Source organism: Streptomyces poriticola, from assembly GCF_036689765.1.
Taxonomy (GTDB): Bacteria; Actinomycetota; Actinomycetes; order Streptomycetales; family Streptomycetaceae; genus Streptomyces; species Streptomyces poriticola.
The window spans coordinates 79,200-94,585 of sequence record NZ_JBAGKH010000015.1 but is presented as its reverse complement, the minus strand read 5'-3'; the positions used below and the strand labels follow the sequence as shown (position 1 = coordinate 94,585).

Here is a 15,386-nt window from a genome sequence, read left to right as displayed (position 1 = left end):
GAGGGAGCTGTACCGACATGGAACTGCACGACGTCTGGTTCGTCCTGATCGCCGTCCTGTGGACCGGCTACTTCTTCCTGGAGGGCTTCGACTTCGGGGTCGGCGTGCTGACCCGGCTGCTGGCCCGGAACCGGCCCGAGAAGCGGGTGCTGATCAACACCATCGGCCCCGTCTGGGACGGCAACGAGGTGTGGCTGCTCACGGCCGGAGGGGCCACCTTCGCCGCCTTCCCGGAGTGGTACGCGACGCTGTTCTCCGGCTTTTATCTCCCCTTGCTGGCCATCCTGGTGTGCCTGATCATCCGTGGCGTGGCCTTCGAGTACCGGGTGAAACGGCCAGAGGAACGCTGGCAGTGCAACTGGGAGACCGCGATCTTCTGGACCTCGCTGATCCCGGCGTTCCTGTGGGGCGTGGCCTTCGGCAACATCGTCCGGGGTGTGAAGATCGACCGCGAACTGGAGTACGTCGGCAGTGTCGGGGACCTGCTCAACCCCTACGCGCTGCTCGGCGGCCTGGTGACACTGACTCTGTTCACCTTCCACGGCACGGTGTTCACCGCGCTCAAGACCGTGGGGGAGATTCGTGAGCGGGCCCGGGGACTCGCACTGCGCATCGGCGTCGTCACGGCCGCACTGGCCTCGCTCTTCCTGCTGTGGACGCAGATCGAGAACGGCGACGCCAAGAGCCTGGTCGCCCTGGTGGTGGCGGTCGCCGCCCTGGTCGTGGCCCTGATGGCCAACCAGGCCGGGCGTGAGGGCTGGGCGTTCGCCCTGTCCGGCATCACCATTGTGGCCACCGTGGCCATGCTCTTCCTGACGCTCTTTCCGAACGTCATGCCGTCCACGCTGAACGCCGAGTGGAGCCTGACGGTCACCAACGCCTCGTCCAGCCCGTACACACTGAAGATCATGACCTGGCTGGCGGTGATCGCCACGCCCGTCGTCCTGCTCTACCAGGGATGGACATACTGGGTGTTCCGCAAGCGCATCGGTACCCAGCATCTCGCCGATGCCTCGCACTGAGGACAGCCCGAGCATGTTCCACCTCCCCCGGCTCCCGAGCGGTGTTTCCCGTGAAACACGTGCTGGACACGAGAGGGCGTGTTTCACGTGAAACCCATCGACCCCCGTCTGCTGCGCTACGCCCGCACCACCCGGCTCTTCCTCAACGCGGTCGTCGTCCTGGGAGCCGTAGGCGCCGGGCTGGTCATCGCGCAGGCGATGCTCATTGCCGAGATCGTGGTGGGCGCCTTCCAGGGCGGCCGGGGGGTCGCCGATCTTCGCACTCCGCTGCTGCTGTTGGTCGCTGTCGCCGGCGGCCGGGCTCTGGTCGGCTGGCTCACGGAACTGGCGGCGCACCGAGCCAGCGCGGCCGTGAAGTCCGAACTGAGGGGCAGGCTGCTGGAGCGGGCCACCGCACTCGGTCCTGGATGGCTGAGCGCGCAGCGGACCGGGTCGCTGGTCGCCCTGGCCACCCGGGGAGTCGACGCCCTCGACGACTACTTCTCCCGCTATCTGCCCCAGTTGGGCCTTGCCGTGATCGTGCCGGTGGCGGTGCTGGCGCGGATCGTCACCGAGGACTGGGTGTCGGCGGCCATCATCGTCGGCACCCTGCCGCTCATTCCGCTCTTCATGGTGCTGATCGGCTGGGCCACACAGGCCCGGATGGACCGTCAGTGGCGACTGCTGTCCCGGCTGTCCGGCCACTTCCTCGATGTGGTCGCAGGGCTTCCCACACTGAAGGTGTTCGGCCGCGCCAAGGCCCAGGCCGAGTCGATCAGGCGGATCACCGGTGAGTACCGGCAGGCGACCATGCGGACCCTGCGCATCGCCTTCCTGTCCTCCTTCGCCCTGGAACTGCTCGCCACACTCTCGGTGGCGCTGGTCGCCGTGACGATCGGCATGCGCCTCGTCCATGGCGACATGGAGCTGTACGACGGGCTGCTGGTGCTCATCCTGGCGCCGGAGGCGTATCTGCCGCTGCGCCAGGTCGGCGCGCAGTACCACGCGGCGGCCGAAGGGCTGGCCTCGGCCGAAGAGATCTTCGAGGTGCTGGAGACCCCCGCGCCGGCGCACGGCACCGAGGCGGTGGCGGCGCGGGGCGCACTCTCCTTCGAGGAGGTGACGGTCCGCTATCCCGGCCGGTCCGGCGACGCCGTCTCGGACGTGAGCTTCACCGTGGAACCCGGGGAGACGGTCGCGCTCGTCGGGCCCAGCGGCGCGGGCAAGTCGACGCTCCTCGACGTTCTGCTGGGTTTTGTCGAGCCGACCGCGGGCCGGGTGTGCGTCGGGGGCACCGCTCTCACCGACATCGACCCGGCGCAGTGGCACACCCAGGTCGCCTGGGTGCCGCAGCGTCCGCATCTGTACGCCGGGACCATCGCCGAGAACGTACGCCTCGCCCACCCGGACGCCGACGACAGCGCGGTGCGCCGGGCACTGCGCGATGCCGGGGCGCTCGACTTCGTGGATGCGCTGGGCGAAGGCATGGACACCGTGCTCGGTGAGGACGGGACCGGACTGTCGGCGGGCCAGCGGCAGCGGCTGGCCCTGGCCCGCGCCTTTCTCTCCGACCGGCCGGTCCTGCTTCTCGACGAGCCGACGGCAGCCCTGGACGGGGCTACGGAGGCCGAGATCGTGGCGGCGGTGCGGCGGCTCTCGGTCGGCCGGACGGTGCTTCTGGTGGCCCACCGGCCGGCGCTCCTGGAGGTGGCGGACCGGATGGTGCGGCTGGCGGAGCCGACGGTGCCCGCTGTGCCGCATTCCGGTGCACCGCACTCCAGCGCATCACAGACCGACGTGCCGGGCACGGATGCGTCCCGTGACGGCGGCGAGCCGCTGCCCCGGACGCGGGACACCGGCGTCCCGGCCTCTGCGGAGCCCGCCCCGGCCTCTGCGGAGCATGCTTCGGCAGCCGGCGGCCGGACGCTCGCCCGAGTCCGTGCGATGTCCGCCGCCCGCCGGGGCCGGCTCGGGCTCGCGCTGCTCCTCGGCTCGCTAGCCCTCGGCAGCGCCGTCGGACTGATGGCCACCTCGGGATATCTGATCTCGCGCGCGTCGCAGCAGCCGCCGGTGCTGTATCTGATGCTGGCCGTGACAGCGACCCGGGCCTTCGGGATCGGCCGGGCGGTGTTCCGGTACGCCGAGCGGTTCGTGTCGCACGACGCGGTGCTGCGCATGCTGGCCGACACTCGGGTCGCGGTCTACCGGCGCCTGGAGCGGTTGGCGCCCGCGGGGCTGCGCCGCAGCCGCCGGGGCGATCTGCTGGCGCGGCTCGTCGCCGACGTGGACGCGCTGCAGGACTACTGGCTGCGCTGGCTGCTGCCCGCCTCGGCCGCGGCGATGGTGTCCGCCGCATCCGTCGGCTTCACGGTCTGGCTGCTGCCGGAGGCCGGGGCCGTGCTGACCGCGGGACTGCTGGCGGCCGGGGTCGGCGTCCCGTTGGTCACCGCCGTCGTTGCACGACGTGCCGAGCGCACCCTGGCCCCCGCCCGTGGACTGCTCGCCACCCGGGTGACCGACCTGCTCACGGGCACTGCGGAGCTGACCGTGGCCGGCGCTCTGCCGGCACGGGCGGCCGAGGCACGGCGGGCCGACACGACTCTCACCCGGATCGCCTCGCGGGGGGCCACCGCCACCGCCCTCGGCGACGGGCTCACCGCGCTGATCTCGGGGCTGACCGTCGCCGCTGTCGCGCTCGTCGCCGTGCAGGCGGTGGCGGACGGCAGGCTCGACGGGCTGCTGACGGCGGTGGTCGTCCTCACCTCACTGGCAGCCTTCGAGGCCGTCCTGGGCATGCCGCTCGCCGCGCAGTACCGGCAGCGGGTGCGCCGGAGCGCCGAGCGCGTGTACGAGGTGCTCGACGCACCCGACCCGGTGCGGGAACCGGAGTCGCCGCTGCCGCCGCCGGTGTCGCCGTTCCCGGTGGTCGTCGAGGACCTGCGGGCCCGGCATGCCGGACAGGACCGGGAGGCGCTCGCCGGAGTGAACCTGGTCCTGACGCGGGGGCGCAGGATCGCCGTGGTCGGGCCGTCCGGCTCCGGCAAGACGACGCTGGCCCAGGTGCTGCTGCGGTTCCTGGACGCGGAGGCCGGCTCGTACACGCTGGCCGGGTCCGATGCGCACACCCTGGACGGTGACGACGTACGGCGGCTGGTCGGGCTGTGCGCTCAGGATGCGCACCTCTTCGACAGCTCGGTGCGGGAGAACCTGCTGCTGGCCAGGCGGGACGCCACCGAGGAGGAACTGCGCGCCGCACTTGCCCGGGCCCGGCTGCTGGAATGGGCCGACAGCCTCCCCGACGGTCTCGGCACCCTGGTCGGAGAGCATGGGGCCCGGCTCTCCGGAGGCCAGCGGCAGCGGCTGGCGCTGGCCCGTGCGCTGCTGGCGGACTTCCCGGTGCTGGTGCTGGACGAACCGGCCGAACACCTCGATCTGCCGACCGCGGACGCGCTCACCACAGACCTGCTGGCTGCCACCGAGGGCCGTACCACCCTGCTGATCACACACCGGCTGGCGGGTCTGGAGGCCGTGGACGAGGTGATCGTCCTGGACGAGGGACGGATCGTGCAGCGGGGCACATTCGCGGAGCTGTCCGCCGAGGAGGGGGCGCTGCGGACGATGATCGAGCGGGAGGCGCTGTCGGAACTGCTGGCGGCAGCCCAGTAATCCGACTTTCCCCGGCAAAACGGGCTGACGAGGCTCGGTGCCTGCCCGCAGCGTCGCCGTCCGGCTCCCGGCCGCCCGACGAGGAGGCCGCTGCTGAGCTGCGCGAGTGGTGCCGAAGCTGCTGGAGGCGATGCGGTCCGTCGGCAGCGGCCTGCAGCCGCCCGCCGCCACCCTGCACCGGATCTGCGGGTCGGCCGCCGACCTGGCGGCCGCCCCGTACGCGGCGATCGCCGTGGTCGCCGAGGACGGCGACGGCCTCTCCGAGGAGCCCTAGGGCCGAACGCCCGACTGCTGCGGGGGCCACCACGGCCGCCGTGGTGCTCGGCTTCACCCCGGTGTACCGCTGCCTCGGCCGGGTGGACGGCGTGGTCGGCGACGGGACCGGCAGGAACTCGTCGCCGCGCTCCGCGAGGCCCTGTCGAATGCGTTCCGGCACGCCCGGGCGACCAGGATCGAGGTCGTCGTAGATGCCGCCGTGCCCCTGCCCGACGGCCGGCCCGGTGTGCGGCTGACCGTTGCGGACGACGGTGTCGGCACTCCCCGGGGGACACAGCCGACGCAGCGTGCTGCGCAACCTGGAACGCCGGTCCGAACACCTGGGCGGCGCTGTGCGCATCGACCCGGGCCTCGGGCCGGACGGCCGCGGGACCATGGTGGGTGGGACGCCCCGCACCGGCCGGCGGGCCCCTGGCGTGACCCGTGTGCAGCAACGTGTACCCCGGGCGTACGACTTGAAGGTGACCACAGTGCGCCGACCGGGCCACGATCGCTGACATGCGCTCACGTCGCCGTCACCCGCTGCTCGTTCCGGTGCTGCTGTGCGCCCTCGCCGTGCTCGCGGCGCGTCCCACCGACATCACGGACACGGGCGGTGGCTCCGGCAACGGGGTCGGCGCCGAGGTGGCGCAGCTGTACGAGGACGCGGCCGAGACGGCGCAGCAGTACGAGGAGGGGCAGCGCGCCGCCGAGAAGCAGCGGGCGGAGGTGCAGCGCCTCGAGAGGCTCCTGGACCGGGAACGGGAGCAGATCGCCGTGCTGAACGAGGACCTGGGCCGGATCGCCCGCGCCCAGTACCGCAGCGGTGGCGGGCTTCCGCTGACCGCACAGATGATCCTCGCGGAGGATCCGGAGGAGCTGATGCGCGGTCAGCGTGCCGTGTGGCAGGCGGATCTGGCAGTGAACAACGCCATCGGCAAGAGCCGGAGGGCCGAGGCGCGGCTGGCCGCCGACGAGGCGAAGGCCGCGGCCGCCTGGCAGGCGCTGGAGAGACGGAACACCGAACTGGCCGAGCTGAAGCAGACCATCGAGCGCAAGCTGCAGGCGGCGCGGTCGCGACTGCAGGGGCAGGCGGATGCCTCGGTCGCGGCCGGATCCTGCCCCGGCGCCGTCCGGCTGGACCAGTCCGGGGCAGGCCACACACGCGAGTGGGTCGCGCCGCTGGAGTCCTACGACCTGTCGTCGTCCTTCGGCAGTGGCGGGGAGCGCTGGGCGAACCGGCACACCGGGCAGGACTTCGCGGTGCCGGTGGGTACTCCGGTGCGCGCGGTGGGTGCGGGGCGGGTGGTGAAGGTGGCGTGCGGCGGTCCCTTCGGTATCGAGGTCGTCCTGCAGCATGCGGGCGGCTACTACACGCAGTACGCGCATCTCGCCTCCGCGGCCGTGGACCAGGGTGACCGGGTCGGTCCGGGCGAGTGGATCGGCCAGTCCGGCAGCTCCGGGAACTCCACCGGTCCGCATCTGCACTTCGAGGTGCGGGTCACCCCGTCGCTGGGCTCGGCGGTCGATCCGGTGCCGTGGCTGGACCGGCGCGGCGTGGCCCTCTGAAGGGCGCTCGCCCCGGGACGCCCCGGGGTGAGCACCGGGGCACTTCGGTCCTGCGGCCGGTCGGGGGGGGGGGGGGAGGGCTATTCCGTGAGCAGCTTCTCGATCACGATCGCGACCCCGTCGTCGTTGTTGGCCACCGTCCGGCCCGAGGCGGCCGCGACCACGTCCGGGTGCGCATTGCCCATCGCGTACGAGCGGCCCGCCCAGGTGAGCATCTCGACGTCGTTCGGCATGTCTCCGAACGCGACGACCTCCTCGTGCGAGATACCGCGCTCGGCGCAGCACAGGGCGAGCGTGCTGGCCTTGGAGACGCCGGGACCGCTGATCTCCAGCAGGGCGCTGGGGCTGGAGCGGGTCACATTGGCGTGTTCGCCGACGGCGAGGCGGGCCAGGGTGAGGAAGGCGTCGGGGTCCATCTCCGGATGGAAGGCGAGGATCTTGAGCACCGGCTCGTCCATGGCGGGACCGTCCGGACCCAGCAGTTCCTCCGCCCTCCTCAGGACATCGGGAACCTCCATGTGCAGCCGCGGGTACTCCGGCTCCGTGTTGAAGGCGTAGGTCTGCTCCACCGCGTACACCGTGCCCGGCGCCGCGTCGCGCAGCCGCCGGACCGCGTCCAGGGCGTTCTCCCGGGCCAGCTCCCGCACCTTCACGAACTGGTGGGAGCCGGGGGCGCCGTGCAGGTCGACCACGGCGGCCCCGTTGCCGCAGATGGCGAGGCCGTGACCATGGACGTGGTCGCTGACGACGTCCATCCAGCGGGCCGGGCGCCCGGTGACGAAGAAGACCTCGACGCCCGCTTCCTCGGCGGCGGCCAGGGCGGCGACCGTGCGCGGGGACACCGACTTGTCGTCGCGGAGCAGGGTGCCGTCGAGGTCGGTGGCGATCAGGCGTGGACGGGCGGTGGCCGCCGGGATGTCGGGCTGTCGGGTCGCAGAGGTCACCCGGTCATTGTTCCGCATATGCCTGCACGGTCGTGCGGGACTCCGCACATCTGTGAGGTTCGGCTCCTCGTGCTCCGCACCTCACGGCTGCCCCGCCCTGCACAGGCGCCTCTCGTGGCTCAGCCCAGCTGCGCGGGTGCCTCCATGGCGATCTCTTCGAAGATCTTCTCGTCCACCGCGAAGTCCGAGCCGGGAATCGGCCAGTGGATCACCAGCTCGGTGAACCCGAGATCCCGGTGACGTCCGGCGAAGTCCACAAAGGCGTCCAGGGACTCCAGCGGCCGGTTCCGGTCCGGGGTGAAGCCGGTGAGCAGCACCTTGTCGAGCTCCGCCACATCGCGACCGATAGCGGAGCAGGCGTCGGCGAGCCGGTCTGCCTGCTCGCGCAGGGCCCGGACCGACTGCTCCGGGGTGCCGTTCTCGTACAGCTTGGGGTCACCGGTGGTCACCCATGCCTGGCCGAACCTCGCGGCGAGCCGCAGCCCGCGTGGACCGGTTGCCGCCACCGCGAACGGCAGTCGGGGGCGCTGCACGCAGCCCGGGACGTTGCGCGCCTCGTGCGCCGAGTAGAAGTCGCCCTCGTACGAGACGGAGTCCTCCGTCAGCAGCCGGTCGAGCAGTGCCAGAAACTCCGCGAACCGGTCGGCACGCTCCCGCGGGGTCCAGGGCTCCTGGCCCAGCGCGGTGGCGTCGAAACCGGTGCCGCCCGCTCCTATGCCGAGCGAGATCCGCCCGCCGGAGATGTCGTCGAGCGAGATCAGTTCCTTGGCGAGCGTCACCGGGTGGCGGAAGTTGGGCGAGGTCACCAGAGTGCCCAGGCGGATCCGCTCGGTCACCGCGGCGGCCGCGGTCAGCGTCGGTACGGCACCGAACCAGGGGCCGTCGCGGAAGCTCCGCCAGGACAGATGGTCGTAGGTGTAGGCGGTGCGGAAACCGAGTTGCTCGGCCCGTTCCCAGGGCGCGCGGCCTCCGTCGTGCCAGCGGCGGTAGGGAAGGATCACGGTGCTCAGGCGCAGACTCATGCCACCGAGCCTAAGCGGCCGACCCGTGTTTCACGTGAAACGGTCACCAGGTCACCGCACGCGGCCGCTCAGCCACGGAGTGAGGGTGATCATCGGCATGTACTCCTTGTGCACCCGGTCACCGGGCAACGGCACCATCAGGAAGTAGCCGGGCGGGAAGCGGCGGGCCCTCACCCATGCCAGCCCGCCGAAGACCGAGCGGAGGAAGGCGGGCACCTCGTCGCGGTCGATGTCCGGGCACTCGACGCCCTCGACGTCGATCAGCGCGTCGTCCTCCGGGTAGAGCCGGACGGTCACCCGCGGCGAACCGCCGAACTCGACATACGCCTCGTGGGGCAGGGAACCGTCCGGGTCCGTGGTGACGCCGAAGCCCGCTGCGCTGCGCCGGGAGGTCTGGTCGGCGCCGATGTCATGGGTGACCGCGATCTCGACCACGTACTCCTCGGCGATGCTGCGGAGGGCGGCGACGGCGGCTTCGGTGGTCGGCAAATGCTTCATGCCGTTGATCATGAACGATCAGGACGTTTCACGAAACCGCAGGTAGTGCGGCGGCACCGTCTCGGTCAGCCACACTCCGTTGGCGCTGAGCCGGAACACATGACCGTCGCGGTGCATGGCGGCGGCGTCCACGGCCAGTACCACCGGCCGGCCACGACGGGCGCCGACCCGGGTCGCGGTCTCCCGGTCGGCCGAGAGGTGCACGTCGTGCCGGTTCATCGGGCGCAGCCCCTCGGCGCGGATCGCGTCCAGGCTGCGGGCCACGGTGCCGTGGTAGAGGTACGGCGGCGGGGTCGCCTCAGGCAGGCCCAGGTCCACCGCGACGGTGTGACCCTGGCTGGCCCGGATCCTGCTGCCGTCCACGGCGAAGCGGCACTTGTCGTTCGTGGCGACCACGTGGTCCAGCTCCTCACGGCTGAACCGGAAGCCGTGGGCGGCGGCAGCGGCGATCAGTGTGTCGATCTCCACCCAGCCGCCTTCGTCCAGCGTGAGCCCGATCCGCTCTGGCTGGTGACGCAGATGCCTGGCGAGGTACTTGGACACCTTCACTGTGCGTCTGTCGTCCAGGTGTGTCCGGTTCGACTGTTGGTTCATGCCTTCAGCGTGCCGACGAGACGCGCGTCACGCGAACGGTTTTGCCGACGAGGTTTGATCCACAGCAACTGCTGTTATCCACAGGGGAATTGGGTGGCCCTGTGGAGAACCGGTGGCCCTACACATCGGAGCACGGGCCCTCACACGTCGGAGAACCGCTGGCCTCACAGCGGCGGCTCCACCCGCGCCAGCGCCCGCAGCGCCCCCGGCATGAACCGGTGCAGCAGATGGGCCCCGCGTGCCTCGGGCGTCACCGGCACGACGGCCCGGTCGTGCACGACCGCCTCCAGGATCGCGTCGGCGACCTTCTCCGGCGGATAGTTGCGCATCCCGTACAGCCGGGAGCTGCGCTGCCGGCGGCGCTTCTCCTCGTCGGCGTCGACCCCGGCGAAGCGGGCGGTCGCGGTGATGTTGGTGTTGACCAGGCCGGGGCATATCGCCGTCACGCCGATCCCCTGTGCGGCCAGCTCGGCACGCAGGCACTCGCTCAGCATCAGCACCGCCGCCTTCGAGGTGCTGTAGGCGGGCAGCACTTTGGACGGCTGGTACGCGGCGGCCGAGGCCGTGTTCACGATGTGACCGCCCTGTCCGCGCTCCGCCATCTGCCGGCCGAACAGCCGGCAGCCGTGGATCACACCCCACAGATTGACGTCGAGGACCTTCTTCCAGTCCTCCGGAGTGGTGTCGAAGAAGGAGCCCGACAGACCGACCCCGGCGTTGTTGACCAGCACATCGACCACCCCGTACTCGGCGGCGACCTTGTCGGCGAGCTTCTCCATGCCCTGCTCGTCGGAGACGTCGGCGGTCTCCGCCCAGGCGTCGGCGGCCCCGATCAGCCGGGACAGCTCCGCCGTACGCGCCGCCGCCTCGCCGTCCCGGTCGACGGCGATCACCCGGGCACCCGCCTCGGCGAACGCGAACGCGGTGGCCCGGCCGATGCCGCTGCCCGCGCCGGTGACCAGGACCAGCTGCCCGCCGAACCGGTCGGCGTGCTTCCCGCGCGCCGCGACCCCGGTCCGGCCGCCCTCGACGGACGTGACGAACTCGGTGATCCAGCCGGAGAGCAGATCGGGCCGGGTCCGCGGGACCCAGTGCTTCGCCGGCAGCGTGCGGCGGGTCAGCCGCGGCGCCCACAGCTCCAGATCGTCGTAGAGCCGCTCGGAGAGGAACAGGTCCGCCACCGGCGTGATGAGCTGCACCGGCGCGTGGGCGTACGCGTCGGCGCGCGGCCGCCGCAGCCGGGCCCGTACGTTGTCCCGGTACAGCCACGCACCGTGCGCCGCGTCGGTGGGCAGCGACGCCGTCGGGTAGTCGTCCGCGGGGACCTTCTCGACGCGCCGCAGGATGCCCGGCCAACGCTTGCCGAGCGGGCCGCGCCAGGCCAGTTCCGGCAGGGCCGGTGTGTGCAGCAGATAGACGTACCAGGACTTGGCGCCCTGGCCGAGGAGCTGACCCACCCGGCGTGGGGTGGGCCGCTTCAGCCGCCGGCCGATCCAGTGGCCGAAGTGGTCCAGGGAGGGCCCGGACACCGAGGTGAAGGAGGCGATCCGCCCCTCGGTGCGCCTGACCGTGGTGAACTCCCAGGCCTGCACCGATCCCCAGTCGTGGCCCACCAGATGCACCGGCCGGTCCGGGCTGACCGCATCCGCGACCGCCAGGAAGTCGTCGGTCAGCTTCTCCAGCGTGAACCCTCCGCGCAGCGGCTTCGGCGCGGTCGACCGGCCGTGGCCCCGGACGTCGTACAGCACCACGTGAAAGCGGTCGGCAAGCCGGGCGGCCACCTCCGACCAGACCTCCTTGCTGTCCGGGTAGCCGTGCACCAGGACGACCGTGGGCTGCTGCGGGTCGCCCAGTTCGGCCACGCACAGGTCGACCCCGCCGGTGCGCACCCGGTGCTCGCGCGCTGCCTCCATCACCGTCACCTCTCCTCCGCCCAGCGCCGCACGTGCGGCAGATCGTCGTCCAGCCAGAAGGCGCTCTCCTCGGGGTCCCGGGAGCCGGTGACGACCAGGATCTCCTCGAACTTCGCGCCGGTACCCCGGAAGCCGAGGTGGGGTTCGACCGCCCACAGTCCGGGCTGCGGCGGATGGTCGGAGAAGCGGTAGGGCGACCACAGCGGGGACCAGCCCTCGCGGTGCCCGTGCAGCGCGTCCGACGCCAGGCCACGGAGCGCCCGGGTGCCGAAGCCGAACAGGCGCGGGGACAGCCGCCGTTCCGGTACTCGGTCCACCTTGTGCGCGATCACGCCGAAGGGGTACGCGCGATGCCGGTTGGCGTAGCCCTGGCGGACCATGAGCCGGTCCACGTCCTGGTAGATCTCGCGCAGCGACCGGCGCTCGCGCACCTCGCGCAGGATGAGCTCGCGGTGCGCCCGAAGATCGGCCATGAGCCGGTGCTGCACGGGGTTGGCCCCGAGCGAACCGGAATAGCCGATGTCCGCGGTGTGGCCGCGGTACACCGGGGCCATGTCCAGGATGAACGGCATCCCGGGCTCCAGCTGCCGGCCGGTCGGGAAGAACTGCAGCGGAATCCGGAAGTCCGTGAACGCGGTGCGGTCGCCGAACCAGGCGAAGGGGAGGTGGAACCAGTCCCGCACCCCGCGCTCGTGCAGCCACTCACGCTGCATCCGCGCCGCCTCGCGCTCCGTCACGCCCGGTTCCAGTCGGGCCGCCACCGCCTCCGCACAGGCGTAGGCGAGCTGTTGTACCTCCCGGAACCCCCGCAGGTCCGCGAGGCGTTGCTCTGTCACTGCCGTCGTCATGCCACCCGCCCCACCGGCCCGCGCCGACTGCGCTACGCACTCGTTACTCGACGTCGCCGAATGTTCCACTTGTTAGACGGTTCGTCAATAGATTGCGTACCGGCCGGTTCGGCGGGGCACGGCGGGGGTCCGGCAGGCGCTCGTCCAGTGCGGGTACATCGCCGCCGTAGCTCTCAGGAACTGCGTCCCCTAAGGTCCCGTACGACTCGAGTACGACGCCAAGACGGCTCTGGGGTCTGACGACCGGCGTGGTCCGCGTCACTATGGTCGAAGACGTGACTGTGATCGCGACCGAAAGCCTGAGCAAGCGGTTCCCCCGGGTGACCGCACTCGACCGGCTCTCCGTGGACGTCGGGCCCGGTGTGACCGGACTCGTCGGAGCCAACGGAGCCGGCAAGTCCACGCTCATCAAGATTCTGCTGGGCCTGTCCCCCGCCACCGAGGGCCGCGCCGAGGTGCTCGGCCTCGACGTCGCCACCAGGGGCGCCGAGATCCGCGAGCGGGTCGGCTACATGCCGGAGCACGACTGCCTGCCCCCCGATGTCTCGGCCACCGAGTTCGTCGTCCACATGGCGCGCATGTCCGGCCTGCCCCCCACCGCCGCCCGCGAGCGCACCGCGGACACCCTGCGCCACGTCGGCCTCTACGAGGAGCGCTACCGCCCCATCGGCGGCTACTCCACCGGCATGAAGCAGCGGGTCAAACTCGCCCAGGCCCTCGTCCACGACCCGCAGCTGGTCTTCCTCGACGAGCCGACCAACGGCCTCGACCCCGTCGGCCGCGACGAGATGCTCGGCCTGATCCGCCGCGTCCACACGGACTTCGGGATCTCGGTCCTGGTCACCTCCCACCTGCTGGGCGAGCTGGAACGCACCTGCGACCACGTCGTCGTCGTCGACGGCGGCAAGCTGCTCCGCTCCAGCTCCACCACCGACTTCACCCAGACCACCACCACCCTCGCCGTCGAGGTCACCGACACCGACGAACACCCGGACGGCACCCGGGCGATGCGCGAGGCGCTCCACGGGCGCGGGGTGACCGTCCAGGACGGCAGCGGACTGCCCGGAGCGGGCCATGTACTGCTGCTCACCGCACAGGGCGACCAGACCTACGACCTGGTCCGCGACATCATCGCCGACCTCGGCCTCGGCCTGGTGCGCATGGAGCAGCGCCGGCACCACATCGCGGAGGTCTTCAAGGACAGCGACGCGGAGCAGAGCGAGGCAGCACCGAAGGAGGCGGTCGGCCATGGCAGCTGAGCATTCCCTGCATCCCCCGGTCCCGGCCCCGGGCGACCAGACCCGCATCCACAACATCGGGTACCGCAGCTACGACGGCCCCCGCCTCGGCCGCGCCTACGCCCGCCGCTCGCTCTTCTCGCAGTCCCTGCGGGGCTCCTACGGCCTCGGCCGCTCGGTCAAGTCGAAGGTGCTGCCGATGCTGCTGTTCGTGGTGATGTGCGTGCCGGCGGCCATCATGGTCGCCGTCGCCGTCGCCACCAAGGCCAACGACCTGCCGGTCGACTACACCCGCTACGCGATCGTCATGCAGGCCGTCATCAGCCTGTACATCGCCTCCCAGGCACCCCAGTCGGTCTCCCGCGACCTGCGCTTCAAGACCGTACCGCTGTACTTCTCGCGGCCCATCGAGACCGCCGACTACGTGCGCGCCAAGTACGCGGCCCTGGCCTCGGCACTGTTCGTCCTCACCGCCGCCCCCCTGCTGGTCCTCTACGTGGGCGCGCTGCTCGCCAAGCTCGACTTCGCGGACCAGACCAAGGGATTCGCACAGGGACTCGTCTCCGTGGCACTGCTCTCACTGCTCTTCGCCGGAATCGGCCTGGTGATCGCCTCCGTCACCCCGCGCCGGGGGTTCGGAATCGCCGCCGTCATCGCCGTGCTGACCATCAGCTACGGCGCCGTCTCCACCCTCCAGGCCATCGCGGAGGTGCAGGACAGCTCCGGCTCCATCGCCTGGATCGGACTGTTCTCGCCGATCACCCTGATCGACGGCGTGCAGTCCGCCTACCTCGGCGCCGTGTCCGCCTTCCCCGGCGGGGCCGGCCCGAGCAACGCGGAGGGCGTGGTCTACGTCCTCGTCACCCTGGGCCTGATCGCCGGCAGCTACGGCCTGCTGACGCGCCGCTACAAGAAGGTGGGACTGTGACCACGCTGAGCATCGACCACGTCTCCCGCTGGTTCGGCAACGTGGTCGCCGTCAACGACATCACCATGACCATCGGCCCCGGCGTCACCGGCCTCCTCGGCCCCAACGGCGCCGGCAAGTCCACCCTCATCAATATGATGGGCGGCTTCCTGGCCCCCTCCACCGGCACCGTCACCCTCGACGGCCGGCAGGTCTGGCGCAACGAGGACATCTACCGGCACATCGGCATCGTCCCCGAACGAGAGGCGATGTACGACTTCCTCACCGGCCGCGAGTTCGTCCTCGCCAACGCCGAACTGCACGGGCTGGGCGCCACGGCGGCCCAGAAGGCGCTCGCCACGGTCGAGATGGAGTACGCGCAGGACCGCAAGATCGCCACCTACTCCAAGGGCATGCGGCAGCGTGTCAAGATGGCCTCCGCCCTGGTCCACGACCCCTCGCTGCTCCTGCTGGACGAGCCGTTCAACGGCATGGACCCGCGCCAGCGCATGCAGCTGATGGATCTGCTGCGCCGCATGGGCGACGAGGGCCGCACCGTGCTGTTCTCCTCCCACATCCTCGAGGAGGTCGAGCAGCTCGCCCGGCACATCGAGGTCGTGGTCGCCGGACGGCACGCGGCCAGCGGCGACTTCCGCAAGATCCGCCGCCTGATGACCGACCGGCCGCACCGCTATCTGGTCCGCTCCAGCGACGACCGGACGCTCGCGGCGGCGCTGATCGCCGACCCGTCGACATCCGGTATCGAGGTCGACCTGACCGAGGGAGCGCTGCGCATCCAGGCGGTGGACTTCGGCCGGTTCACGGCCCTGCTGCCGAGAGTCGCCAAGGAGCACGGCATCCGCCTGCTCACGGTCTCGCCGTCCGACGAGTCCCTCGAGTCCGTCTTCTCGTATCTGGTCGCGGCGTAGGA

At 71.3% G+C, this 15,386-nt stretch carries 13 protein-coding genes and 1 pseudogene; 8 read left to right on the top strand and 6 right to left on the bottom strand.

The window, feature by feature from the left end; all coding sequences use genetic code 11:
• Positions 1-17: 17 nt before the first annotated feature.
• From cydB to V5O46_RS19770, 5 genes and pseudogenes are all read left to right on the top strand, one after another.
• On the top strand, positions 18-1,022 hold the full coding sequence (gene cydB, locus V5O46_RS19790) for a cytochrome d ubiquinol oxidase subunit II (protein ID WP_332885952.1): 1,005 nt from the start codon (positions 18-20) through the stop codon (positions 1,020-1,022).
• Between the two features lie 87 nt (positions 1,023-1,109).
• Positions 1,110-4,667, top strand: coding sequence for a thiol reductant ABC exporter subunit CydD (gene cydD, locus V5O46_RS19785; protein ID WP_332885951.1), 3,558 nt, complete (start codon positions 1,110-1,112; stop codon positions 4,665-4,667).
• Between the two features lie 106 nt (positions 4,668-4,773).
• The gene (locus V5O46_RS19780) at positions 4,774-4,941 is read left to right on the top strand and encodes a hypothetical protein (RefSeq protein WP_332885950.1); all 168 of its coding nucleotides are present in this window, start codon (positions 4,774-4,776) and stop codon (positions 4,939-4,941) included.
• Between the two features lie 34 nt (positions 4,942-4,975).
• Positions 4,976-5,337: pseudogene (locus tag V5O46_RS19775) on the top strand (ATP-binding protein); the annotation flags it as partial.
• 104 nt (positions 5,338-5,441) lie between these two features.
• On the top strand, positions 5,442-6,491 hold the full coding sequence (locus tag V5O46_RS19770) for a M23 family metallopeptidase (RefSeq protein WP_332885949.1): 1,050 nt from the start codon (positions 5,442-5,444) through the stop codon (positions 6,489-6,491).
• An 80-nt stretch (positions 6,492-6,571) separates the two neighbouring features.
• Here V5O46_RS19770 and V5O46_RS19765 read toward each other — a convergent pair whose 3' ends face one another.
• From V5O46_RS19765 to V5O46_RS19740, 6 genes are all read right to left on the bottom strand, one after another.
• Positions 6,572-7,453 carry a Cof-type HAD-IIB family hydrolase gene (locus V5O46_RS19765; RefSeq protein WP_332885948.1) on the bottom strand — a complete coding sequence of 294 codons (882 nt, stop codon included), beginning with the start codon at positions 7,451-7,453 and terminating at the stop codon, positions 6,572-6,574.
• Between the two features lie 101 nt (positions 7,454-7,554).
• Positions 7,555-8,457 carry an LLM class flavin-dependent oxidoreductase gene (locus V5O46_RS19760; protein WP_332885947.1) on the bottom strand — a complete coding sequence of 301 codons (903 nt, stop codon included), beginning with the start codon at positions 8,455-8,457 and terminating at the stop codon, positions 7,555-7,557.
• 51 nt (positions 8,458-8,508) lie between these two features.
• Positions 8,509-8,967, bottom strand: coding sequence for a hypothetical protein (locus V5O46_RS19755; RefSeq protein ID WP_332885946.1), 459 nt, complete (start codon positions 8,965-8,967; stop codon positions 8,509-8,511).
• Between the two features lie 6 nt (positions 8,968-8,973).
• Entirely contained in the window at positions 8,974-9,549 is a 576-nt protein-coding gene (locus tag V5O46_RS19750; protein ID WP_332885945.1) for an RNA 2'-phosphotransferase, read from the bottom strand.
• 164 nt (positions 9,550-9,713) lie between these two features.
• Positions 9,714-11,462: an SDR family oxidoreductase gene (locus V5O46_RS19745; protein ID WP_408649021.1), complete on the bottom strand. Its 1,749-nt coding sequence runs from the start codon at positions 11,460-11,462 to the stop codon at positions 9,714-9,716.
• A 5-nt stretch (positions 11,463-11,467) separates the two neighbouring features.
• Positions 11,468-12,310 (bottom strand): M24 family metallopeptidase, encoded by an 843-nt coding sequence (locus V5O46_RS19740; protein ID WP_332885943.1) that lies wholly within the window; start codon positions 12,308-12,310, stop codon positions 11,468-11,470.
• 281 nt (positions 12,311-12,591) lie between these two features.
• On the opposite strand from V5O46_RS19740, the gene V5O46_RS19735 reads away from it, so the two are divergent.
• Genes V5O46_RS19735 through V5O46_RS19725 form a run of 3 tightly spaced genes read left to right on the top strand, consistent with a single transcriptional unit; the run spans position 12,592 to position 15,384 of the window.
• Positions 12,592-13,569, top strand: a complete 978-nt coding sequence (locus V5O46_RS19735; protein ID WP_332885990.1) for an ABC transporter ATP-binding protein — start codon at positions 12,592-12,594, stop codon at positions 13,567-13,569.
• The gene (locus tag V5O46_RS19730) at positions 13,559-14,476 is read left to right on the top strand and encodes an ABC transporter permease (protein WP_332885942.1); all 918 of its coding nucleotides are present in this window, start codon (positions 13,559-13,561) and stop codon (positions 14,474-14,476) included. Before V5O46_RS19735 ends, V5O46_RS19730 begins: the two co-directional genes overlap by 11 nt.
• Positions 14,473-15,384: an ABC transporter ATP-binding protein gene (locus V5O46_RS19725; protein ID WP_332885941.1), complete on the top strand. Its 912-nt coding sequence runs from the start codon at positions 14,473-14,475 to the stop codon at positions 15,382-15,384. The genes V5O46_RS19730 and V5O46_RS19725 overlap by 4 nt, the downstream gene beginning before the upstream one ends.
• Positions 15,385-15,386 lie beyond the last annotated feature (2 nt).